A 21,396-nucleotide genomic window follows, 5' to 3' on the forward strand; every position below is an offset into this window, starting at 1 on the left:
GCGGTGCGGGCGAGGCAGCGGATCAGCCCGCCCGGCCCGTACCCGACTTCCAGGACGCGCTCCCCCGGCTGGACGCCGAGAAGCTCGACCACCTCGTGCTGCCTGTTCATCCACAGCATCAGCCGCCCGGCGAGCCGTCCCCGCACCCCGCTCGGCAGCACGAACGGAGAGCTCGTCCCCCGCCCCGACGTCCACGGCCTCGTCTCCACCTGGAAAGACGTTCCCCGAGGTCACGACCGGAATCCCCGCGCCCGGCCGTCAGCGCGCGGCCTTCTCCTTGCCGACCGCCTCGCGCACGGCGGGGACGATCTCCCTGGCCCAGCGTCCGAGGGAGACGTCACTGTGCGCGCCGTCTCCGGCCGGGAAGAGCGTGAACCCGCCCGCGCCGTGCTCCAGCACCGCCCCGGCGAGTTCTTCGGCCCACTGCCCGGCGGAGCCGCCGATCCAGCGGCCTTCGGATCCGGTCCACACGGGCGGCGCGGGCACCGGTGCGGGTTCGATCTCCTCCACCTGGTAGTGGCGGCCCTGGAACGTGACCGGCGGGCCGCCACCCGACAGCGCCTTGACCAGGACGATCGCCTCCTCGAAGGCTTCCACGGCCTGACCCGGCGAAAGACGCCGGACGCCCATGTCGGCGATCCGGTCCCAGAGCCCGCCGGCGCCCATGCCGAGCACGACGCGGCCTTCCGACAGCGCCGACAGGGACGTCACCGTCCGCGCCAGCATGGGGGCGGGACGGGCCGGCAGGTTGGTGACGTTGGCCAGGCCCGAGATGCGCCGCGTACTCCCGAGGACGAATCCGATGGCGGCGTAGGCGTCCAAACGTTCGCCGATGTACGGATGGTCCGACAACGAGAAGACGTCAAGGCCGTCCTCGTCGGCTCGTCGAACCATGCGCAGCAGCACGGGGAGATCGTCGAAGCCAGTGTGCGCACCGAAGCCGAAGTCGGTTTCCTGAACCGGCATTGTTCACCTTTCATCGGGGGTCAGGCCGTGCCGAACAGTTCGGCGAAGCGGCCGGTGAACAGGTCGGCGCCCTTGTACTCGGCGACCGTCTCGGCCGGGAGGACGTCCGGGCCGCCGGGCCCGGGTAGCTGCCCGACGCCGCCGCGCGGCCCGAGCGGCAGCAGGATCATGGGGTCGGACGCGGCCCGGTACTCGGCCGTGGCCTTCTCGCCGCGCAGTTGGGCGGCGATGTTCCCCGCGACGACCTCGGCGTGCTGCATCGCGTACCCGGCCCGTTTGGTCTCCGGGACATCGGTGATGTCGCCGACGGCGTAGACATGGCCGTGCCCGCGGACGTTGAGGGTCTCGGTGACGGGGACCTGCCCCTGCGGGGTGCGGGGCGTGAGCCTGCCGTCGGCGAGGTACCCGCTGTTGATCCGCACTCCGTAGGCGCGGAACCAGATGTCGGCGGTGATCTCTTCACCATCGTCGGTGGTGACGGTGACGGTCCCGCCCCGGCCCGGCTCGGTCGCCGGCGGCGCCGCCAGACCGGTACCCAGCCGTAGCCGCCCAGGTCGTCGAGCTGGCGGTGCAGGTCCTCCCGCAACTCCGCGTGGAAGCCGGCCAGCAGTTCCCCGACCGGATCGACGATCGTCACCTGCTTGTCTGGCCAGACCTCCTTGATCTCCCCCGCCAACTCCAGGCCGACGGGTCCGGCGCCGAGGATCAGCACCCGTGGCGCGTCGGCCAGTTCCTTGTGGGTTCGGCGGAGGTCGTCCAGCGCCTCACCGGTGGAGTCGGCGCCGGGCTCGGCCGGATAGGTGTGGCTGGAGCCGGTGGCCAGCACCAGGTAGTCCGCCTCGACGCGCCGTCCCGACGCGAGGGTGACGCCGCCGGGGTCGACCGAGACCGCGCTGTCGCGCATCACGGTCCCCCGGGTGAGCAAGGTGTCGAAGGGGAAGAACATGTTGCCCGCCCAGTCGGGCCGCGTCAGCGCCCGCAGCGCCCCGGACGCGTTGACGAACGCGTCCCGGGGATCGATCAGAACGACGTCGGCCTCGGAGTCCAGCGCTTTGGCGACCGCGGAGCCCCCATAGCCCCCGCCGATGACACCACTGTTCGGCTCATGATTGCACGCCTCCGCAGAAAAGGATTGAGTTCGTGTCACGAACTATATTAGTTCGTACTACGAACCGCAACCCTCGTCTCCGGGCGGCGACCTCAGTGCCGCGTGATGGCCGTCTCCTCGTACGGGTCCATGAAGACCACCGGAACCTCGTTGTCCCGCACGATCCTGCCGAGCAACCCGGCGAGCGTTTCGCGCTCGGCGGCGCTCAGTCCCTCCGACAGCTTTTCGACCCGCCTGCACGTCTCGGCATAGAACTCGTCCACAAGACCGCCGCCTCGCGCGGTCAGCGCGACACGCACCGCACGCGTGTCCTGCGGGTCCGCCTCACGCTGGACGAGGCCGTTGCGCTCCGTGCGGTCCACCAGGCCGGTGAGGCTCGACTTCGCCAGCCCCAGCATCGCGCCCAGTTCGCCCATGCCGCGCGGCCCTGACATCAGAACGCAGAGCAACGTCCCCTGCTGCGCGGTGATGCCGTACTCCCGAGCCGACTTCGCGTACACGGCGTCCACCAAGAAGGTCGACCGCACCAGCGCGGGAACGACCCCGATCTGCCCATCCTCCTGCTTACCCACGCACCCGAGGATACCTCTGAAAACCCCTGACAGTTCGCAAAGCGAACTACCCGCTACCCCGGACCGGCCTACGGGACCCGCTCCCCCGGACCTGGACGTCCAGGCCGACGACGGGTCAGGCGAGCGAGCCGTCCCTGATACCGCGGACGAGAACGGATGTCTGCGGCCGGGGCCTGCGGATCCTGGCCTTCCTGTCCACCTCCTGGGGCATCACCCAGCGAGCCCCGGTGCAACGCGCCCCACCCTGCCATGACCGGCGACAACGAACCCGAGATCATCAACTGCCGCCGCCCGGTCAAGGGCATATTCCACGGAGGTCACGGGGGCCTCTGGTCATCGGAGCGCGAACGTGGGCACGCTTGAGCGCGACGAGAGGAGCCACCATGACCATGGCGATGACCGCCGACGAGCGGGAGCGCTTCCTGGCGGGGCTGCACGTGGCGGTGCTGAGCGTCGCGGACGGCGACGGCCGGGGGCCGCTTTCGATGCCGGTCTGGTACCTGTACGAGCCGGGCGGCGAGATCCTGTTCGCCACGGGCCGGGACAGCCGCAAGATGGACCTGATCCGGCAGGCCCGCAGGGTCAGCCTGGTCGTTCAGAACGAGGCGCCGCCCTACGGCTACGCGTCCGTGGAGGGGCCCGTCACCGCGATCGAGGCGGCCACCCCGGATCAGCGCAGGACCCTGGCGGAGCGCTACCTCAGCCCCGAGCAGGCCGCCCTGTACCTGGAGTCGACCAAGGACATCGCCGACACCATCGACGTCGTCCGCATACGCCCCGAACGCTGGCTCACCCGCGACTACGCCAAGCAGGACGGCTGAGCGAGCGAGGGCTATCGACCTCCGCACGTCCGGATGAGCGATCCCGCACGGCATCGCAGCGCCGTGTGACGCGCGTAGACGTCGGGTGACCTTCAACAAGGCGGTCGTGGCGGGCGCAGCAGGGATCTCGGGTGCGTTGTCGCCGGTAATCGCATCGTCGGGCACTGCGCTTCACTTCCCAGACGTCCTCGAACAGCGACGACGTCTGAGGACGAGGAGTTCGACCGGATCGCGGCCGAGCCCCTGCAGTGCGGCGCGCCGGGCGCGGCCATCCGGCCGCGTCACCGTCCGCCCCCTTGAGACGCGCCGACCCGGAACCGACACGGTCGCCCTTTCGAGGCGCGGGAAGTGGCGGGCGATCGACGCGTCGGTTATTCCATTGTCCCCCCGCCACCACTATAGTCCGGGGAGGCAGGGCACATGGCCCTGCCAATTCGCCGCTCCGTGAGGAGCATGACCTCTTCCATTCGTGGAGCGGTGGCCGGGTTTCCGCAACTCTCGGTGCGGCGAGTTCTCAACGGCCTACCGAGAAAGATCCCGCCGTGCCCATAACACCGAAGCAGTCCTGGCGTAAGAGCAGCCGATGCACGGCCGATGCCAACTGCGTGGAAATCGCCGACTCCGCACCGGGCGCGCTAGCCGTGCGCGACACCAAGACCGGACCGGACGGCCCGGTCCTGAGGTTCTCCCGGGACGAGTTCGCCACCTTGTTCACAAGGATCAAGACAGGTGGCCTGGACCTGCACTAGCGCCTGCCGGGCGGTCCCTCGCAGCACACCTGGGAGGGACCTGCACCCCCTTGGGGCGAAGAAGTCATTTCGTCCGGCCAAGCCACACCTCATGCGCCATACGAGATATGTAGGTCATCGACTCCCTTCCGGAGAGAGAAGCCTGCCTCAGCGCCTCCCAGGCCCGGCCGTACCTATCCGTGATGGTGTCGTCCTGCACGTCGATTTGCAGCAGAAAGCTGTCGATACAGGCCACATCCGGGAACTGGATGTCATAGGCCGGATCGAATTTCAATAATGTGAACGATTCTCCGATGAGCGGTTCACGATGAACGTTCAGCCGCTGCACGAACAGTTCGACATTTGGCAGCTCGGCCATCTCCACCAGCGACTCCAACTGCCGGCGCATTATTCCAGGGCCTCCCACCAGACGCAGCAGGACTGATTCGTCGATGACCGCGGAGTAGGCGAGCGGCTCGCGCCGCCTGAGCAGTTCTTGGCGACGCATGCGAACGTCCAGGGTGCGCTTCATCTCGCGCGGCGTGCTGAGGGTGACCGTACGCCCCGTCTCGATGACGCTGAGCGCGTACTCCGCTGGTCTGGAGAAGCGCTGGCACGCTGTACGTGCTGTAGAGGAACGCCGCGCTCGCCTCGTCCTCAAGGGCGACGTAGGCGGCGAACCGTTCCGGCAAGGTGTGCCGGTAACCGTCCCACCAGCCGCGTTGTGTCGCGGCTTGGGCGAGGGCGAGAATTTCTCCCATGTGCCCCTCGCCGACCTGGTACAACTCCAGCAACAGGCGCACGTCGGAGACACGGACCCCGATTTTCGCCGTTTCGATCCGGCTGATCTTCGACGGCGACCAGTCAAGGCGCGAGGCGATGTCCTCGGCCGTGAACCCGAGCCCTTCCCTGAGCCGCCGCAGTTCGGCGCCGAGGCGGAGCCTGCGGACCGTGGGCAATTCCGCCACGACACACCTCCAAGATCAGGGACCACCGAAACCGCGTCTCCAAACTTGGACATATCACCTCGGGAGTGGTCGATCAGCCGTACACGGTCGACGGTTCGGAGGCCCCGCATCCGAATCGGGCGCACGTCAGCATGGCCCGCGAGCAATGGCGATTCGCCGGGTCACGTTCCAGGCCACGGCAAGCCGCGTGGCCGCGCTTCGATGCCCCGCCTCGCCGGCGGGGCGTGCCGATGGAAAGGCGAGATTGGGGGGTCGCTCCGGTGAGCAGTCAGCCAGTGCACAGGAGCATCCTTGTCATCGACGTCGAGGGGTCGACGGCGGCCGTACGGACGAACCCGGTCAGGCAGGAGCTGCGAACGCAGGTCTATCGCATGCTCGGCACGGCGATGGAGCACACCGGGGTGGACGGCCGCTGGTGCGACCCGTTCGAGGACCGGGGCGATGGAGTGCTCGTCCTGGTGCATCCGGTGGACGAGCTGCCCAAGACGCTGCTGCTGTCCAGGCTGGTGCCGAAGCTGGCGCACCTGCTCGTCGAGTACAACGCGGGCCTCGCGAGCGTCGACCGTCGCCGGCTCGCGCTGCGGGTGCGGGTCGCCGTGCACGCGGGGGAGGTCCACCGGGACGGCAAAGGGCCGTTCGGGGAGGCGGTCGATCTGGCGTGCCGGATGCTCGACGCTCCGAAGTTGAAGCAGTGCCTGCGAGAGCGCCCGGCTCCACTCGTCCTGGTGGTGTCGGAGGACATCTACTGGGGGATCGTGCGGCACGGGTACGACGGGATCGCCCCCGGCGCCTACACGCCCGACTTCAGGGTCTCCGTCGGCGGACGGCGGCGCCAGGGGTTCGTGCATGTGCCGTCCGTGTTGCAGCTCGCGGCGGCGGTGGAGGGCCACGTCGCTTAGGCCGGGCCGGGTCGGGGCCTTCGTGGAGGAGTCCTGCCGCCCGGAGGACGCGGCCGCCGGGCCCGACCCGACCGCCCGGTGAGCCGAGTTCTCTTGTCCGGCGGCGATGACTTCGGGGCGGCCGGACGGTCTGCCTCGGCGGGAGGCGAAAGGGAGGGTTCCCATGTCGGGTGCGTCACACCCGGGTTGACCTCGATCGCGGTCGAGGTCCGAGGGTGGAGGCCGGGGAGCAGTACGGATTCGTCGGACCCGGCTGGAATACTCCCGGAGCCCGCGAGAGTTAACCGTTCGCGGAAGTGTCAGTCGCTGCAGTATTTTGCGGCGGTACCCCCTGAACCCGTGCCCACGGTCCCTGCGTGCCCGCATGCGGGCCCTGACGATTGGATGAGTGTTTTGACCGCTCCCGCATCTCCGAAGATGGCGGACGACCCGGAGAAGCCACCACCTGACGCGGGCGGAGGTCTCGACCGCGGCGTGCTGGCGGTGGCCGGCGTCGTCGTCATCGGCGCGATCATGTCCATCCTGGACGTGACGATCGTCCACGTCGCCATCAACGACCTGGCCAGGGAGTTCAACACTCCGCTGGCGACGATCCAGTGGGTGGCGACAGGCTACACCCTGGCGCTGGCCACGGTGATCCCGATCACAGGATGGGCGTCGGCGAGGTTCGGCACCAAGCGGCTGTACATGATCTCGCTGGTGCTGTTCGTGCTCGGCTCGACGCTCGCCGGGTTCGCGTGGTCGGCAGAGTCGCTGATCGTCTTCCGGGTCCTGCAGGGCCTGGGCGGCGGAATGATCATGCCCGCGGGCATGACGATCATGACGCAGGCGGCGGGGCCGCAGCGGGTCGGCCAGGTGATGAGCATCATCGGCGTCCCGATGCTGCTCGGCCCGATCACCGGCCCGATCCTCGGCGGCTGGCTCGTCGACGACGTGTCATGGCGGTGGATCTTCTTCGTGAACCTGCCGATCGGCGTCATCGCGCTGGTGCTGGCGGCCAGGATCCTCAAGCCGGACCAGCCGAAGCCCGCCGAGCGGCTCGACTTCATCGGGCTGCTCCTGCTGTCGCCCGGCCTGGCGGCGCTGATCTACGGCGTGGCCAAGGGCTCGGAGAAGACGGACTTCCTGGCGACGGAGCCGCTCGTCTTCACGGTCGTCGGCGCGCTGCTGGTCATCGGGTTCGTGTTCCGGGCGCTGAACGCCAAGAGCCCGCTGATCGACCTGCGGCTGCTGAAGCGCCGGTCGGTGGCGGCGGCGTCCGGCACGATGGTGCTGTTCATGGTCGCGTTCATGGGCGCGATGCTCCTGCTGCCGCTGTACTTCCAGACGGTGCGCGGCGAGGGCGCGATGAACGCGGGACTGCTGCTGGCCCCGCAGGGCTTCGGCGCGATGATCACCATGCCGATCGGCGGCAGGCTCACCGACCGGATCGGGCCCGGACGGGTCGTGCTGGGCGGTATGACCGTCGTGGTGCTGTCGATGGCGGCGTTCGCGGCCATCCTGGGGTCCGACACGTCCTACTGGTCGCTCGGCGCGGTGCTGTTCGTGATGGGCCTCGGCATGGGCATGACGATGATGCCGACCATGGCCGCGGCCATCCAGACCCTCGTGCACGACGAGGTGCCGCGCGCCAGCACGATGCTGAACATCATCCAGCAGGTGTCGGCGTCCATCGGCACCGCGATGATGACGGTGCTGCTCTCCCGCCAGCTGACGGCCAACCTCGGCGGCGGGGCCGGCGGCGAGATCGGCGGCACCGAGGAGGTGCCGCCCGCGATCATGGAGAAGATCGCCCCCCTGATGGGGGACGCGTTCCAGCACACCTACTGGTACGCGGCCGGGCTGCTCGCCCTGGCGTTCCTGCCGGCGCTGCTGCTGCCGCGCAGGAAGCCGGAGACCTCCACGCCCGACGTGCCGATGCCCCTGCACTGAGCGGGCCGCAGGCGCGTCGCAGGCCCCGGCCGGATCCCGAGTGACCCGGCCGGGGCCTTCGCCTTCCTGAGCCGTCTCAGGCCGTCGTGGGACGCTCCGCCCAGTACTCGTCCTTCAGCAGCCGCTTGTAGAGCTTGCCGGTGGGATGCCGGGGAAGCTCGGGGCGGAAGTCGACCGAGCGCGGGCACTTGTAGCCGGCGAGGTGCTCGCGGCAGTACGCGATCAGCTCGGCCTCCAGCTCCGGCCCGGCGTCGTCCATGGACAGGGGCTGGACGACGGCCTTCACCGCCTCGCCCATCTCGGCGTCCGGGACGCCGAAGACGGCGACGTCGGCGACCCTGGGATGGACGGCCAGGACGTTCTCGGCCTCCTGCGGGTAGATGTTCACCCCGCCGCTGATGATCATGTAGGCGCGGCGGTCGGTGAGGTAGATGAAGCCGTCCCCGTCCACGTAGCCGACGTCGCCGAGGGTGCTCCAGCCGCGGCCCTTCGGGTCCCGGGACGCGGCGGTCTTGGCGTCGTCGTCGTGGTACTCGAACTCCGGGCCGTTGCCGAAGTAGAGGGTTCCGGGCTCACCGGGCGGCAGCTCGTTCCCCTCCTCGTCGCAGACGTGGACCTCGCCCAGGACGCAGCGTCCGACGGTGCCCTTGTGGGTGAGCCAGTCCTCGGAGTTGGTGTAGACGAAGCAGTTGCCCTCGGTGCCCGCGTAGTACTCGTGCAGGATCGGGCCCCACCACTCGATCATCCGCTCCTTGACGGGGACGGGGCAGGGCGCGGCGGCGTGCACGGCGGCGCGCAGGCTCGACACGTCGAAGCGGGCGCGGGTCTCCTCCGGAAGCTTGAGCATCCGGATGAACATGGTCGGCACCCACTGGCTGTGCGTGGCGCCGTACTTCTCGATCGCGGCGAGTGCCTGCTCCGGGTCGAACTTCTCCATCACCACGACGGTCGCGCCGAAGCGGTGGAGGGTGAGGCAGTAGCGCAGTGGCGCGGCGTGGTAGAGCGGCGCCGGGGACAGGTAGACCGAGTCGGCGTCGGGCTGGAAGAGCAGTGAGATGAGCTGGTAGAGCGGTCCGGGCTCGCCCATCGGCGCCTTGGAGAGGGCCGGCTTCACCCCCTTGGGGCGGCCCGTCGTTCCGGACGAGTAGAGCATGTCCACGCCCTCGCACTCGTCCTCGATCGGCGCGGACGGGTGCTGCGCGACGCGCTCCTCGTACGAGTCGTAGCCGGGCGCGGTGCCGCCGAGCATGAGGCGCAGCGGCACGTCCGGCGGAGACTTCGCCGCGGTCTCCATCGACGCGCTGGTGATGAAGGCCTTGGCCTCGCAGTTGTCCACGATGTAGGCGAGCTCTTCATGCTGGAGGCGCGTGCTGATGGCGGTGTAGTAGAGCCCGGACCGCTGGGCCGCCCAGGCGATGGCCAGGTACAGCGGATGGTTCTCCAGCATGAAGGCGATGTGGTCCCCCGGGCGCAGCCCCTCCGCGTGGAGCAGCTGCGCGAGCCGGTTGGACTCCTCGTTCAGTTCCCGGAAGGTGACGACCCGCCCGGAGCCCGCCATGACGACGGCGGGCTTGTCGGGCGTCTGTGCGGCGATCTGCCCCAGGTGCATGGCCGCACGTTACCGGGCCGGGAGGCGGAATGGAATCCCGTTCGGTTTCAGGTGCCGGGCCACTCCGCGTCCGGTCGACCGCCCGGGTCAGACGAGCATGTGGTCGAAGTCACCGTCCTTGGCTCCTCCCACGAAGGCCTCCACCTCCTCGCGCGTGTAGACGAGCACCGCTCCCTCGGGGTCCCGGGAGTTGCGCACGGCGATGTCCCCGCTGGGGAGCTCCGCCATCTCGACGCAGTTCCCGGACGGGTTGCTACGCCGGCTCTTCTGCCAGACGAGCCTGTTGCGCCAGACGTCCGACATCGGTTGGCCGTCCATCGTTGCCCCCTCTAGGCGTCTCAGCCTTCCCGCAGGAAGGCCGCGATCTCGCCCCACCCCACACAATGGTACGAGATGCACGTGCATTCGTTCTTGCATTCGTTCATGCAGACGGTCTTGCATCTGCACGGCTTGGGGAGCAAGATAGCGAACGCTCGCCGGTGACCGACCCCGCACGCCCCGAGGTTTGACCATGACCGTTGATCAGGCAGACGACGTCGCAGCTCCCGCCGCCATGGGAGGCGGCCGGCCGCGGCACGCCGCAGCCGTGCACCCCTGGCCGGACGCGCCCCTGGCGGCGCGCTCCGCCCCGAACAGCACCGCGAACGGCCCCGCGGCCGTCCCGGTCGCGGCGCCGGGCCTGGCCGGGCGCTGGCCCGCGCCGCACGCCGGCCCCCCGCGCATGGCGCGGCGCGTATTCCCCGCGGAGATCACCACGCCCCGGACGGCGCGTGAGTTCACCCAGGCCACGGTGCAAGGCTGGGGTCTCACCGAGGGCGTCGAGGACATCGTGGTCGCGGTGTCGGAGCTGGCGACCAACGCGCTCCGGCACGGCATGGAGGGTCTCCCCCAGCCGCTTCCGCTGTGCCCCATCCAGCTCGTCCTGATCGGGCACCCGCGGCGGCTGGTCGTCTCGGTGACCGACCCGGGCGGACGGGCGCCCGAGCCCGTCGCGAGCGACCCGGACCGGTTCGTCGAGGGCGGCCGCGGCCTCCTGGTCGTCGGCGCGGTCAGCGACGCCTGGGGCTGGGCGCCGCTCGCCACCGGCGGCAAGGCCGTCTGGGCCGCGTTCGACGTGCGGGTCAGCCCTCCATCGCCGCGGGAAGCGGGCGAGCCTGGACGGAACGCTCCGGACGCTCCAGCTCGCTGAGGAACGACTGGGCCCAGCGGTCCACGTCGTGCTCGGTCACGCGCCGGCGCATCGAGCGCATCCGCCGCGCCTGGTCGACGGGCTCGGCGGCCAGCGCGGACAGCAGCGTGCCCTTGAGGCCGTCGATGTCGTAGGGGTTGACCTGGAACGCGCCCCGCTTGAGTTCCGCGGCGGCACCGGTGAACTCGCTGAGCACCAGCGTCCCGCGGAGGTCCCTGCGGCACGCCACGTACTCCTTGGCGACCAGGTTCATGCCGTCGCGCAGCGGGGTCACCACCATCACGTCCGCCGCCAGGTACAGCGCGGTCAACTCGTCACGGTCGTACGAACTGTGCAGATAGTGAATGACCGGAAATCCGATCTCGCCGTACTCGCCGTTGATCCGCCCGACCTGCTGCTCGATGTCCTCCCGGAGCAGCTGGTACTGCTCGACCCGCTCGCGGCTCGGCGTGGCGATCTGCACGAACACGGCCTGCCCCGGCTTGAGGTGGCCGTCCTCGAACAGCTCTCCGAACGCCTGGAGCCGCTGCGTGATGCCCTTGGTGTAGTCGAGCCGGTCCACACCCAGCAGGACGGTGGCGTCCCCCAGGTCGGTCCGGATCTCCTGGGCCCGCTCCCGGACCTCCTGGCGCCCGACCAGGTCGTCCAGCTCTCCCACGTCCACGGAGATCGGGAAGGCGCGCGCCCGGACGATCCGGTCCTCCCAGAACACGTCCTGCTTGACGTAGCGGGCGTCCAGCAGCCGCCGGCACAGCCGCACGAAGTTGGCCGCGGCGCCGGGGAGCTGGAAGCCGACGAGGTCGGCGCCGAGCAGCCCCTCCAGGATCTGCCGCCGCCACGGCAGCTGCCAGAACAGCTCCAGCGGCGGGAACGGGATGTGCAGGAAGAAGCCGATGCGCAGGTCGGGCCGCAGCTCGCGCAGCATCCGGGGGACGAGCTGGAGCTGGTAGTCCTGCACCCAGACGATCGCGCCTTCGGAGGCCACCTCGGCCGCGGCGCGCGCGAACCGCTTGTTCACGCGGACGTAGGCGTCCCACATCGCGCGGTCGTAGACGGGCGGTGCGATGACGTCGTGGTAGAGCGGCCAGAGCGTGGCGTTCGAGAAGCCCTCGTAGTAGAGCTTGACCTCCTCCGCGGACTGCGTGATGGGGTGGAGCGACATGCCGTCCTCCTCGAACGGCTCCAGCTCCTCGTCCGGCGCCCCGGTCCAGCCGATCCAGGTTCCCCTCCTGCGCCGCATCACCGGGGCGATGGCGCTGACCAGGCCGCCGGGGCTGCGCCGCCAGCGCGGAACCCCGTCCGTTCCGACGATCCGGTCGACCGGCAGCCGATTGGCCACCACAACGAACTCACTACCGCGCGACACCTGCGACCCGCCTCCCCAGCGAACTTCTCAGCGCTCACTCATGCCCAGAAACGGTCATCGAGAACATCTTGTCACTTCGACGCTAAGACGCGGTGATCCGCAAAGGCGGATGTCAGGCGCCGGGGCGGCCCGCCGGGGCGATTGGAGCGGGCCATATTCCTTTCCCGGCAGGTGACCGATGTTCACTCGCCGGTCAGGTACCGCACGCCCCGGCCCCGAAGTGTTACCCACATCACACCCGCGTCCGCGACCCGCACGCCGATTAGGATCGCCGCATGACCGATGCGGGCGACGCCCTGGAACCACGGGAACTGCGCGCCTGGATGGCCTTCCTGGCCGCCGGACACCTGCTGGACCACGAGATCGAGCACCAGCTCAAGCGGGACGGCGGGCTCTCCCATCCCGAGTTCGAGGTCCTGGTCAAGCTGCACGGCGCGGAGGGCGGGCGGCTGCGCATGTCGGACCTGGCACGCCGGGTGATGGTGTCCAAGAGCCGGCTCACCTACCAGGTCACCCGGCTCGAACGGGCCGGGCTCGTCGAGCGGAGCGCCTGCGAGTCGGACCGCCGCTCGGTATGGGCGCACCTGACCGATGAGGGCGCCGCCGCGCTCGCCAGGGTCCGGCCGGGGCACCGGCGCGTCGTCCGGGAGGCCCTGATCGAGGTGCTGACCCCGGAGGAGATCGACCTCCTCGGTGACGCGCTCAGCCGCGTCGCGGACCGGCTGCGCGGCCCCTAGCCGCCGGACGTGCGAGAAGCTGGGAAGATGCGCGACTTCGGCGGGATCGTGGAACGCTCGCCCGTCCGCGTGGTCCGGCCGGCGTCGGCGGGCGAGGTCGCCGGCGCCGTCCGCGAGGCCGCCGCGGAGGGACTGGAGGTGGTCCCGCGCGGCCTCGGGCACTCGACGTACGGGCAGTCGCTGACCTCGGGCGTGTCGCTCGATCTGCGCGGCCTGACCGGCGTGGAGGCCGGGGCCGGCCGGGCGGTCGCCGCCGCGGGGACCACGTGGCGCGAGGTCCTCGCCGCGACGCTGCCGCACGGCCTGGCGCCGCCGGTGCTGACCGACTACCTCGACCTGACCGTCGGCGGGACGCTCTCCGCGGGCGGCGTCGGCGGGACGTCGCACGTCCACGGGACGCAGGCCCGCAATGTCGCGGCCCTGGACGTCGTGGCGGACGGCGCTCTCGTGACCTGCTCCCCCGCCGTCCGGCCCGACCTCTTCGACGCCGTCCGCGGCGGGCGGGGCCGGCACGGCGTCATCACGGGGGCGGCGCTGCGGCTCGTGCCCGCGCCGGAGCGGGTGCTGTGCTGCACCGTCCCGTGCCGGGACGCAGAGGACGTGCTGCGCGTCCAGCGGGAGGTACGCGCCGACGACATCTCGGGCCGGGCCGTCCCGTCGGAGGACGGATGGCGCTTCGAGGTGAAGGCCGTCCTGTACGGCGGCGGCGAACCGCCGCCCGGCACGGCGGAGACCGAGCAGCTCCCCTTCCACGACTTCTGCGACCGCATGCGTCCCGACGTCGAGGAACTGATCGCGCTCGGCGAGTGGGCGCGGCCGCATCCCTGGGGAATGGTCTTCCTGCCCGCGTCCCGGGCCGCCGCCGTGATCGAGTCGGCCCTCGGCGCGACGACCGCCGGCGACCTCGGGCTCAGCGGCGTCGTCCTGATCAAGACCCTGCGGGGCGATGGCGTCCCCATGCTGGGCGCCCCCGCCGACGCCGTCCTGTTCAGCGTCCTGCGGACCGCCTCGCCGGGCTGTGCCTCCGTCGCGGAGATGCTCGCCGCCAACCGCGCCCTCCTCGGCCGCGCCCGCGCGGCGGGCGGCGCCCGCTACGCCGTCGACTCGGTTCCCGGGCGAGACCGCCTTCAGGCCGCCGGGTAGGCGGACTGGAAGGCCAGACGCCGGTCGGCGCCGGCGGCGAGGCGGTCGCAGACGTCGTCCAGGTCCATGAAGACCTGCCATTTCGGCTCGCCGGAGGCGGCGGCCAGCATGTCCACGACGTGCTGTTCCAGTTCGGGGAGGCGCTTGGCCTTCCAGACGTTGTCGGCGAGGCTGACGAGCAGGTCCTCGATGCCGATGTCCGGGTCGCCCCAGGACGCGTGCGTGCGCGCGAACCGGGCGAGCCGGTCCTCCACACCGTGCTCGCGCAGGAGGGCGTACCCCGCCGGCTCATGCTCGCCGCCCGGGCCGGACAGCTCGGACGGGTGCACGGTCTTGCCGACATCGTGCGTGGCCGCGCCGAACAGGACGGCCTCCCCGTCGACGCCGAGCGACGGGTGGCGTTCACGGACCCAGTCGACCAGCCCGGCCGCGACGTCGTGGACGGCGCGCAGGTGGGCGGCCAGGCGGGGCGGAGCGTCGAGTTCCCTCAGCAGGAGGGAGACCCGTTCCGGCAGCGGGCGCAGGCCCGGATCGGTCAGTGCGCGGTGGAGGGCGGTCATTCCGGCGATCACAGCGAGAGCGCGAGGACCTCGGCGCCGGGCAGACCGGCGAGGGCCTTGCCGGGCAGGAGCGCCTTGGACGTGCGGAGGCCGCTGCCGATGACCACGCGCGGCGCCGCGGCGGCGGACTCGTCCACCAGGACGGGCCAGCCGCCGGGGAGGCCGACCGGGGTGATGCCGCCGTACTCCATGCCGGTGAGGTCGGTCGCCTCGGCCATCGGCGCGAACGACGCCTTCCGGGCGCCGAGGTGCTTGCGGACGACGCCGTTCACGTCCGCGCGGCCGGTGGCGAGGATCATGCACGCCGCGTAGGCGACCCGGCCGCCGCGTTTGGCGGCGACGACCACGCAGTTGGCGCTGGCCTCCGGCGGGACGGCGTAGCGCTCGCAGAACGCCGCCGTGTCCGCCACCTCGGGGTCGATCTCGGCGACCTCGGCCTCGGGCAGGCCCCCGATCGCCGCGGCGACCGGGTCCGCCAGCAGTTCCGGGTGCTCGTTCGCCGGTCTCCAGTCCAGCGTGCCGACCATGTGCGCGTCCCCTCTCGTCAGCCCCGGGTCCCCGGCCCGCCATGGGTGCGCGGTGCCCAGGATCAAGCCACCGGGCCGCCGGAGTCCTCCGAGGCTATCCGGACGTCGCCGGAGCACGCGATCGTCCGCCCGCGCGGCGGTGGCGCTGTGCGTCACCGAGCGGATCGGGCGGAGCCGGGAGGGCGGCGGGCTCGCGGGGTACGTCCCGCCCGCGAGCCCGCCGCGCCGGGGGTCAGGCCCCGGCTCCCACCACGCCGTGCGGGTCGAGGATGTACTTCTGCGCCGCGCCGCGGTCGAACTCGGCGTAGCCCTCGGGCGCCTGCTCCAGCGGGATGGCCGAGGCGTTGACGTTGCGCGCGATGTTCACCCGGTCGTACAGGATCGCCATCATCAACTGCCGGTTGTACTTCATCACCGGGCACTGGCCCGTGACGAGGTAGTGCGACTTGGCCCACCCGAGGCCGAGCCGCAGCCCGAGCTGCCCCGCCTTGGCCTTCTCCTCCGGCGCGCCCGGGTCGTCGGTGACGTACAGGCCGGGGATGCCGAGCCCGCCGGCGGCGCGGGTGATGTCCATCAGCGTGTTGAGGACGGTCGCGGGCTGCTCGCCCGCGGATCCTTCGGGGCCGTGGCCGCGCGCCTCGAACCCGACGCAGTCGACGGCCGCGTCCACCTCGGGGACGCCGAGGATCTGCTCGATCTGCTCGGGCACGTTGTCGTGCCGGGACAGGTCGATCGTCTCGCAGCCGAAGCGGCGGGCCTGCTCCAGCCGCCGCGGGTTCATGTCGCCGACGATCACGACGGCGGCGCCGAGCAGCAGGCAGGCGGTCGCGCAGGCGAGCCCGACCGGGCCCGCGCCCGCCACGTACACGGTCGAGCCGGTGGTGACGCCCGCGGTGTAGGCGCCGTGGTAGCCGGTCGGGAGGATGTCGGACAGCATCGCCAGGTCGGGCAGCTTCGCCATCACGGTGTCGCGGTCGGCGGGGAACTTCAGCAGGTTGAAGTCGGCGTACGGGACGACCGCGTACCGCGCCTGGCCGCCGTGCCAGCCGCCCATGTCGACGTATCCGTACGCCGCGCCGGGTCGTTCGCGGTTGACGTTCTCGCAGACGCCCGTGTGGCGCTCCTTGCAGTTGCGGCAGCGGCCGCAGGCGATGTTGAACGGAACGCTGACCAGATCGCCCTGTTCGACGAACTCGACGTCCCTGCCGAGTTCGATCACCTCGCCGGTGATCTCGTGGCCGAGCGTGAGCCCGGCGGGCGCGGTCGTCCGGCCGCGCACCATGTGCTGGTCGGACCCGCAGATGTTGGTGGCCAGTACCTTCAGTATGACGCCGTGCTCCAGCTTGCGCCCGCCCTGCTCGGCCAGCACAAGCCGGGGGAAGTCCAGGTCCTCGACCGTCACCTTGCCCGGTCCCTGGTACACGACGCCTCGGTTTGTGTCCGCCACGACCTCTCCCTCCACGTTGAGAGTCGGCTCGCCGGCGCCCCGGGCGTGGGCCGTTGCTCGTCGCCCCGCCGCCGGGCGGCCGGGTCCGCGCGATGGTACGTCCGGAGCCATACCCCGTCCATGCCCGTTAGTCCGATTTCACGTCGCTCGTTCGCAGGTGGACGCGGCGGACTCCGGAAGGGCCGCTCAGGAGCCCAGGTACCGCAGGACGGCGAGGATGCGGCGGCTGTATCCCGTCGTGTGCGACAGGTCGAGCTTGTCGAAGATCGCGTTGACGTGCTTCTCCACCGCGCTCTGCGAGATGTGCAGGTTTGCGCCGATTGAGGCGTTGGTATGCCCTTGGGCCATATTGTCCAGGACATCCCGCTCCCGCGGAGTGAGCCGGGCGAGCGGGTCGGTGCGGTCGCCGTGCGCGGCGAGCAGGCGGCGCACCACCTCCGGGTCGAACGCGGCGCCGCCCGCGCCGACCCGGTCGAGGGCGTCGAGGAACTCGTCCACCTGCGCCACCCTGTCCTTCAGCAGGTAGCCGACCCCGGTCGCGGCCGTGGTGATCAGTTCGGTGGCGTAGCGCCGCTCCACGTACTGGGACAGGACGAGGACGCCGACGTCCGGCCAGCGCGCCCGGATCTCCAGCGCGGCCCGCAGCCCCTCGTCGGTGTGGGTGGGCGGCATGCGGACGTCCACGACCACGACGTCCGGGGGCCCGGCGGCCACCGCCGCGAGCAGCGCGTCACCGTCCGCGACCGCCGCGGCCACCTCGTGGCCCTCCTCGGCCAGCAGCCGCACCAGCCCCTCCCGCAGGAGCGTGGAGTCCTCGGCCAGCATCACACGCACGGCAGCTCCGCGGTGATCACGGTCGGGCCGCCGGCCGGGCTGTGCACGCCGAACGCCCCGTCCAGCGCGGCGACCCGGCGGGCCAGCCCGGCGAGGCCGCCGCCGCCCGGATCGGCGCCCCCGGCCCCGTCGTCCTCGATGCGCACGCTGAGCGCCGTCCCGGACGCGGCGACGTCCACGAGCACGCGCCCGGCGCCGGCGTGCTTGGCCGCGTTGGTGACGGCCTCGCACACGACGAAGTACGCGGCGGTCTCCACCGCGTGCGGCGGGCGTCCGGGCACGTCGCAGTCGATCGTCACCGGCACCGCGGACCGCTCGGCCACCGTCTCCAACGCCGCCCGCAGGCCCTCGCCGTCCAGCGCCGCCGGATAGACGCGCCAGGTGACCTCCCGCAGGTCGTCGAGGGCCCGCTGGGACTCCGCGTGCGCCTGCTCCAGCAGTTCGGCCGCCCGGTCCCCGCCGCCGGCGCGGCGGGTGCGGCCGATCAGCATGCCGAGCGCCACGAGACGCTGCTGGACGCCGTCGTGCAGGTCCCGCTCGATGCGGCGGCGCTCCTCGTCCACCGCCTCCACCACCTGGGCCCGGGACACCGACAGATGCGCGATGCGGCGCTCGTACTCCTCCCGCGGGCTGGGCCCGAGGCACCGCCTCGCCACGTTCCGCTCCAGCGCCACGACGCCGACCAGCCCCTGGACGGCCAGGAAGAGCAGCACCAGGCCCACGGCGGCGGTGTAGAGGACGATCCACCAGGTCGGCGGTATGCCGTCCAGGTGGTCGCCCGTGAGCCACCAGCCCACGCCCAGCGCGATCCCCTGGGCCGAGCCATAGGCGATCAGCAGGAGGATCACACCGCCGAGCAGCCCGACCGGCGCCCGCACGACGAGGTAGGCCAGCGCCTTCCGCGGGTCGTGTTCGACGTCCCCGTCCTCGCCCAGGAATCTCCTGAGCCTCCGCCGTTCCATCCCGGTCACGGCCTGCGCCGCACCGGCGACCATGGGCGGGACCGTCCGCCGGCCGCGGGGGAAGGGGAGTGAGCAGGCCGTCAGGAGCGCCGCCACCGCGAGCAGGACCAGTTCCACGGCCGCGGTGAGGGCACCCAGGACCAGTCCTGCCGCGGCCCGCGCGACGGCAGCCGGGCCACGAGCGTCAGGCGGTGCCGTCACGCTCGTATTCTCTAGGTCCCGCGTGGTGTTTTCCCGGCGGCCTGCCACCACCGCGCCGTGCCTTGACGACACGGACGACGATGAACGCCACGACGGCCAGCGCGGCCAGGACGAGCACTCCCTTGGAGTAGGTGCCCACGTACTCCTCGACCTTGTGCCAGTTGTCACCGAGCTGGTACCCGGCGAGGATGAAGATCGTGTTCCACAGCGCGCTCCCGAGCGTCGTGTACAGCAGGAACGTCATCATCGGCATGCGTTCCACCCCGGCGGGGATGGAGATCAGGCTGCGGAAGATCGGGATCATCCGGCCGAAGAACACCGCCTTGGAGCCGTGCCGGGCGAACCACGCCTCCGTCCGGTCCAGGTCCTCGATCTTGACCAGCGGCAGCCGCTTCACGAGCGCGCGGATCCGGTCCCGTCCGATCAGCGCTCCGATGCCGTAGAGGGCCAGCGCCCCGACGACGCTCCCGATCGTCGTCCACACGAGCGCGCCCACCAGGCTCATCTTCCCCTGTGCGGCCGTGAACCCCGCCAGCGGCAGGATCACCTCGCTCGGCAGCGGCGGGAAGAGGTTCTCCAGCGCGATCGCCAGCCCGGCGCCCGGTGCGCCGAGTTTCTCCATCAGGTCGGTCGCCCAGCCGGCGATGCCGTCGGTGGGCCCGCCTTCGGACGCCGCCGCGTACACAGTTTCGATCATGCCTGAGATATTAGGGATCGTTTGACCTCGTCACTACGAAGAACAGCGCATACCGGGGGTCGAACACCACACTCCGTCCCCTGCGGAAAACCACACCCCGGGACGGGATGACGCGAAAGTACTTCCCGTCACGATGGACCAGCGTAATATCGGGCGCCCCCGCTCTTCCCATGCGCATCGCCGCGGGCCCGACCCCGAAGGAGCCGCCGCGTGGCCGACGACCTCCCAGAGAGCGCGCCTCCCGGCATCGACACCTCCACGCCGACCTTCGCGCGCGTCTACGACTACTTCCTCGGCGGCAAGGACAACTTCGCCGCCGACCGCGAGGTGGCCGACATGGTGATGCGGCTCGTGCCGGAGGCCCCCGTGGTGGCGCGGGGCAACCGCGTCGCGATCGAGCGGGCGGTGACGTACATGGCCGCCGAGCTCGGCATCGACCAGTTCGTCGACATCGGCTCGGGGCTGCCCACCTCGTCCAACGTGCACCAGTTCGCGCGGACGGCGAACCCCGCCGCGCGGGTCGTCTACGTCGACAACGACCCGATCGTCCTGGCGCACGGGCGGGCCCTGCTCACCGAGACGGGCGTCGCGGAGTTCATCCAGGGCGACCTGTACGAGCCGGAGAAGATCTTCACCCACCCGGCGCTGACCGGGATTCTCGACCTGTCGCGCCCGGTGGGGGTGGTGCTGGCCGCGATCGTCCACCACGTACCGGACGACCGGGACCCCGCCCACGCCGTCCGGGCGCTCCACCCGTTCCTGCCGTCCGGCAGCCACGTCATGCTCACGCACCTGCACGACTCCGGGGACGACCCGCGGGTCGAGGAGGCCAAGCGCATCCTGCAGTCGGGGCTCGGCGGATCCTACTTCCGCCACTCCTCGCAGATCGAGCGGTTCATGGACGGGCTGACCATCCTCGAACCCGGCGTGGCGCACGTGACCGCCTGGCGCCCGGACGGACCGGCCGGCCCGCTGGAGCACCCGCTGCACACCCAGATGGTGGCTGTGCTGGGCCGCAAGGACTGATCGGGCGATTCAGCGGAGAGTGAAACCCGCACCGGTGGGCCCGCGCCGTCCGGGACGCTCGGACTCTCGGTTCCCGCAGGCGGGGACGGGTTCCGGACGGGGTGCGCCCCGGTTTCGGACACCCGAGCCGGCCCGGTCCGTGCAAAGGATCTTTTTGATCGACTTTTCCGTTAACAGCCTTTCTTGTAGCGTTCGCAGCGTTTTGTGAAGTGAATTCATGATCGGACTTCCCGCCACAAGATCATGTAAGGACGCCGCGATGCCCATGGCGACAGGCCTGGCCGCGGTCGCGCTCCTCGGCCTGCTGACGCTCCTGGCCGCCGCGCGGCACGGCAGGCGCCGACCCCTCCCGCAGGAGGAGCACCCCGAGTCCCTGACGGCCGTCCTGGGCCCCGGGGACGAGGAGTACCTCGCCTGGCTGGCCGACCACCACTGGCCGGGCGACGAGTACCTCGACCTGGAGTACGAGTGGATCGGGGACCCGGAGCCCGCCGATCCGGACGGCCCCTACCCGTCGCCGCTGTGCCCCCACTGCAACCTGCGCCGGGAGGACGTCTGGCCGTGCCCCACATGCGGCCGTCTCCTGCACTCGTCCTGCGGGCACGGGATGCGGCGCAGGAGGGTCGACCGCCCGTACCGCACCCACGCCACCAACTCCGAGGCGGTCATCGGGGAGTGGGTCTGCACGGGCTGCACCTCCGTGGTCGGCCTGGACGTGGACCACGGCGACGAGCCGGACGGCAGCCTGCACTAAATGTGGCGACTTGCCCGGTCTAGTCCGCCTTCACACATACTGAACAGTAAAGAATTTCCCAGTGACTTGCATATTTCGGGCGTGCGGCGGCAGGCTGAATCCATGTCCTTAATCACAGGGACACCGTGGAGGAACCCGTGACCGCTCAACATGACTCGATCTGCACGCACGAGCCGGCCTGCCCGACGACGGACGCGCGGGACCGCGAGGCCGCGCGCACCGTCGCCAGCCACCCTGAGCAGGGGTGGAGCCTCCTCTGCAACGGCATCGTCGTCTTCGAGGACACCGGCGAACTGCTGCCCGACGGCCGCGTGATCGCCCCCCACCGCCCCGCCACGGCCGTCTAGCTC

At 71.0% G+C, this 21,396-nt stretch carries 23 protein-coding genes and 1 pseudogene; 10 read left to right on the plus strand and 14 right to left on the minus strand.

Annotation, left to right across the window (positions count from 1 at the left end):
- The 4 genes and pseudogenes from E1281_RS20640 to E1281_RS20655 all read right to left on the minus strand — a co-directional run.
- Positions 1-209 (minus strand): annotated as a pseudogene (locus E1281_RS20640) (SAM-dependent methyltransferase); the annotation flags it as partial.
- A 49-nt stretch (positions 210-258) separates the two neighbouring features.
- Positions 259-966 (minus strand): LLM class flavin-dependent oxidoreductase, encoded by a 708-nt coding sequence (locus E1281_RS20645; RefSeq protein ID WP_131880630.1) that lies wholly within the window; start codon positions 964-966, stop codon positions 259-261.
- Positions 967-986: 20 nt separating this feature from the next.
- Positions 987-1,619 (minus strand): FAD-dependent oxidoreductase, encoded by a 633-nt coding sequence (locus tag E1281_RS42635; RefSeq protein WP_347813295.1) that lies wholly within the window; start codon positions 1,617-1,619, stop codon positions 987-989.
- Positions 1,620-2,166: 547 nt separating this feature from the next.
- On the minus strand, positions 2,167-2,646 hold the full coding sequence (locus tag E1281_RS20655) for a MarR family transcriptional regulator (RefSeq protein ID WP_131880632.1): 480 nt from the start codon (positions 2,644-2,646) through the stop codon (positions 2,167-2,169).
- 383 nt (positions 2,647-3,029) lie between these two features.
- On the opposite strand from E1281_RS20655, the gene E1281_RS20660 reads away from it, so the two are divergent.
- Positions 3,030-3,467, plus strand: coding sequence for a pyridoxamine 5'-phosphate oxidase family protein (locus tag E1281_RS20660; RefSeq protein ID WP_243717167.1), 438 nt, complete (start codon positions 3,030-3,032; stop codon positions 3,465-3,467).
- A 542-nt stretch (positions 3,468-4,009) separates the two neighbouring features.
- A complete protein-coding gene (locus E1281_RS20665; RefSeq protein ID WP_131880634.1) occupies positions 4,010-4,216 on the plus strand; it encodes a DUF397 domain-containing protein in 207 nt (68 codons plus the stop codon).
- Positions 4,217-4,280: 64 nt separating this feature from the next.
- On the opposite strand, the gene E1281_RS20675 is transcribed toward E1281_RS20665, so the two are convergent.
- A complete protein-coding gene (locus E1281_RS20675) occupies positions 4,281-5,273 on the minus strand; it encodes a DUF5753 domain-containing protein (RefSeq protein WP_347813296.1) in 993 nt (330 codons plus the stop codon).
- A gap of 150 nt (positions 5,274-5,423) precedes the next feature.
- On the opposite strand from E1281_RS20675, the gene E1281_RS20680 reads away from it, so the two are divergent.
- Both E1281_RS20680 and E1281_RS20685 read left to right on the plus strand, forming a co-directional pair.
- Positions 5,424-6,062 carry a hypothetical protein gene (locus E1281_RS20680; RefSeq protein WP_243717172.1) on the plus strand — a complete coding sequence of 213 codons (639 nt, stop codon included), beginning with the start codon at positions 5,424-5,426 and terminating at the stop codon, positions 6,060-6,062.
- Positions 6,063-6,479: 417 nt separating this feature from the next.
- A complete protein-coding gene (locus E1281_RS20685) occupies positions 6,480-7,994 on the plus strand; it encodes a DHA2 family efflux MFS transporter permease subunit (RefSeq protein ID WP_207943392.1) in 1,515 nt (504 codons plus the stop codon).
- 76 nt (positions 7,995-8,070) lie between these two features.
- On the opposite strand, the gene E1281_RS20690 is transcribed toward E1281_RS20685, so the two are convergent.
- Positions 8,071-9,603: an AMP-binding protein gene (locus E1281_RS20690; protein WP_131880644.1), complete on the minus strand. Its 1,533-nt coding sequence runs from the start codon at positions 9,601-9,603 to the stop codon at positions 8,071-8,073.
- A gap of 87 nt (positions 9,604-9,690) precedes the next feature.
- Positions 9,691-9,921 carry a DUF397 domain-containing protein gene (locus E1281_RS20695; RefSeq protein WP_131880646.1) on the minus strand — a complete coding sequence of 77 codons (231 nt, stop codon included), beginning with the start codon at positions 9,919-9,921 and terminating at the stop codon, positions 9,691-9,693.
- 193 nt (positions 9,922-10,114) lie between these two features.
- Between E1281_RS20695 and E1281_RS20700 the strand changes: the two genes are divergently transcribed.
- Positions 10,115-10,792, plus strand: coding sequence for an ATP-binding protein (locus E1281_RS20700; protein ID WP_131880648.1), 678 nt, complete (start codon positions 10,115-10,117; stop codon positions 10,790-10,792).
- Here the strand turns inward: E1281_RS20700 and E1281_RS20705 are convergent.
- Positions 10,725-12,158 carry a trehalose-6-phosphate synthase gene (locus E1281_RS20705; RefSeq protein WP_131880650.1) on the minus strand — a complete coding sequence of 478 codons (1,434 nt, stop codon included), beginning with the start codon at positions 12,156-12,158 and terminating at the stop codon, positions 10,725-10,727. The two genes, E1281_RS20700 and E1281_RS20705, sit on opposite strands and share 68 nt — an antisense overlap.
- Before the next feature lie 275 nt (positions 12,159-12,433).
- On the opposite strand from E1281_RS20705, the gene E1281_RS20710 reads away from it, so the two are divergent.
- Together E1281_RS20710 and E1281_RS20715 are read left to right on the plus strand one after the other, a co-directional pair.
- Positions 12,434-12,895: a MarR family transcriptional regulator gene (locus E1281_RS20710; protein WP_131880652.1), complete on the plus strand. Its 462-nt coding sequence runs from the start codon at positions 12,434-12,436 to the stop codon at positions 12,893-12,895.
- 27 nt (positions 12,896-12,922) lie between these two features.
- Entirely contained in the window at positions 12,923-14,038 is a 1,116-nt protein-coding gene (locus tag E1281_RS20715; RefSeq protein WP_131880654.1) for an FAD-binding protein, read from the plus strand.
- On the opposite strand, the gene E1281_RS20720 is transcribed toward E1281_RS20715, so the two are convergent.
- The 6 genes from E1281_RS20720 to E1281_RS20745 form a co-directional block, all read right to left on the minus strand.
- On the minus strand, positions 14,023-14,598 hold the full coding sequence (locus E1281_RS20720; protein ID WP_131880656.1) for an HD domain-containing protein: 576 nt from the start codon (positions 14,596-14,598) through the stop codon (positions 14,023-14,025). The genes E1281_RS20715 and E1281_RS20720 overlap by 16 nt on opposite strands.
- A gap of 8 nt (positions 14,599-14,606) precedes the next feature.
- Positions 14,607-15,125 carry a YbaK/EbsC family protein gene (locus tag E1281_RS20725; RefSeq protein WP_131880658.1) on the minus strand — a complete coding sequence of 173 codons (519 nt, stop codon included), beginning with the start codon at positions 15,123-15,125 and terminating at the stop codon, positions 14,607-14,609.
- 232 nt (positions 15,126-15,357) lie between these two features.
- Complete coding sequence (gene fdhA / locus E1281_RS20730; protein ID WP_243717173.1) at positions 15,358-16,572, minus strand: formaldehyde dehydrogenase, glutathione-independent; 1,215 nt, start codon at positions 16,570-16,572, stop codon at positions 15,358-15,360.
- A 186-nt stretch (positions 16,573-16,758) separates the two neighbouring features.
- Positions 16,759-17,406: a response regulator transcription factor gene (locus tag E1281_RS20735; RefSeq protein ID WP_131880662.1), complete on the minus strand. Its 648-nt coding sequence runs from the start codon at positions 17,404-17,406 to the stop codon at positions 16,759-16,761.
- Positions 17,397-18,569, minus strand: coding sequence for a histidine kinase (locus E1281_RS20740; RefSeq protein WP_131880664.1), 1,173 nt, complete (start codon positions 18,567-18,569; stop codon positions 17,397-17,399). Before E1281_RS20740 ends, E1281_RS20735 begins: the two co-directional genes overlap by 10 nt.
- Positions 18,553-19,266 (minus strand): DedA family protein, encoded by a 714-nt coding sequence (locus tag E1281_RS20745; RefSeq protein ID WP_131880666.1) that lies wholly within the window; start codon positions 19,264-19,266, stop codon positions 18,553-18,555. The genes E1281_RS20740 and E1281_RS20745 overlap by 17 nt, the downstream gene beginning before the upstream one ends.
- Before the next feature lie 210 nt (positions 19,267-19,476).
- On the opposite strand from E1281_RS20745, the gene E1281_RS20750 reads away from it, so the two are divergent.
- The 3 genes from E1281_RS20750 (at position 19,477) to E1281_RS20760 (ending at position 21,393) form a co-directional block, all read left to right on the plus strand.
- Entirely contained in the window at positions 19,477-20,292 is an 816-nt protein-coding gene (locus tag E1281_RS20750) for an SAM-dependent methyltransferase (RefSeq protein WP_131880668.1), read from the plus strand.
- A 259-nt stretch (positions 20,293-20,551) separates the two neighbouring features.
- A complete protein-coding gene (locus E1281_RS20755) occupies positions 20,552-21,046 on the plus strand; it encodes a hypothetical protein (protein ID WP_243717174.1) in 495 nt (164 codons plus the stop codon).
- Positions 21,047-21,204: 158 nt separating this feature from the next.
- Positions 21,205-21,393 (plus strand): DUF5999 family protein, encoded by a 189-nt coding sequence (locus E1281_RS20760; protein ID WP_131880673.1) that lies wholly within the window; start codon positions 21,205-21,207, stop codon positions 21,391-21,393.
- Positions 21,394-21,396: the final 3 nt, after the last annotated feature.

The sequence above is a fragment of the Actinomadura sp. KC345 genome, from assembly GCF_004348515.1.
Lineage (GTDB): Bacteria > Actinomycetota > Actinomycetes > Streptosporangiales > Streptosporangiaceae > Spirillospora.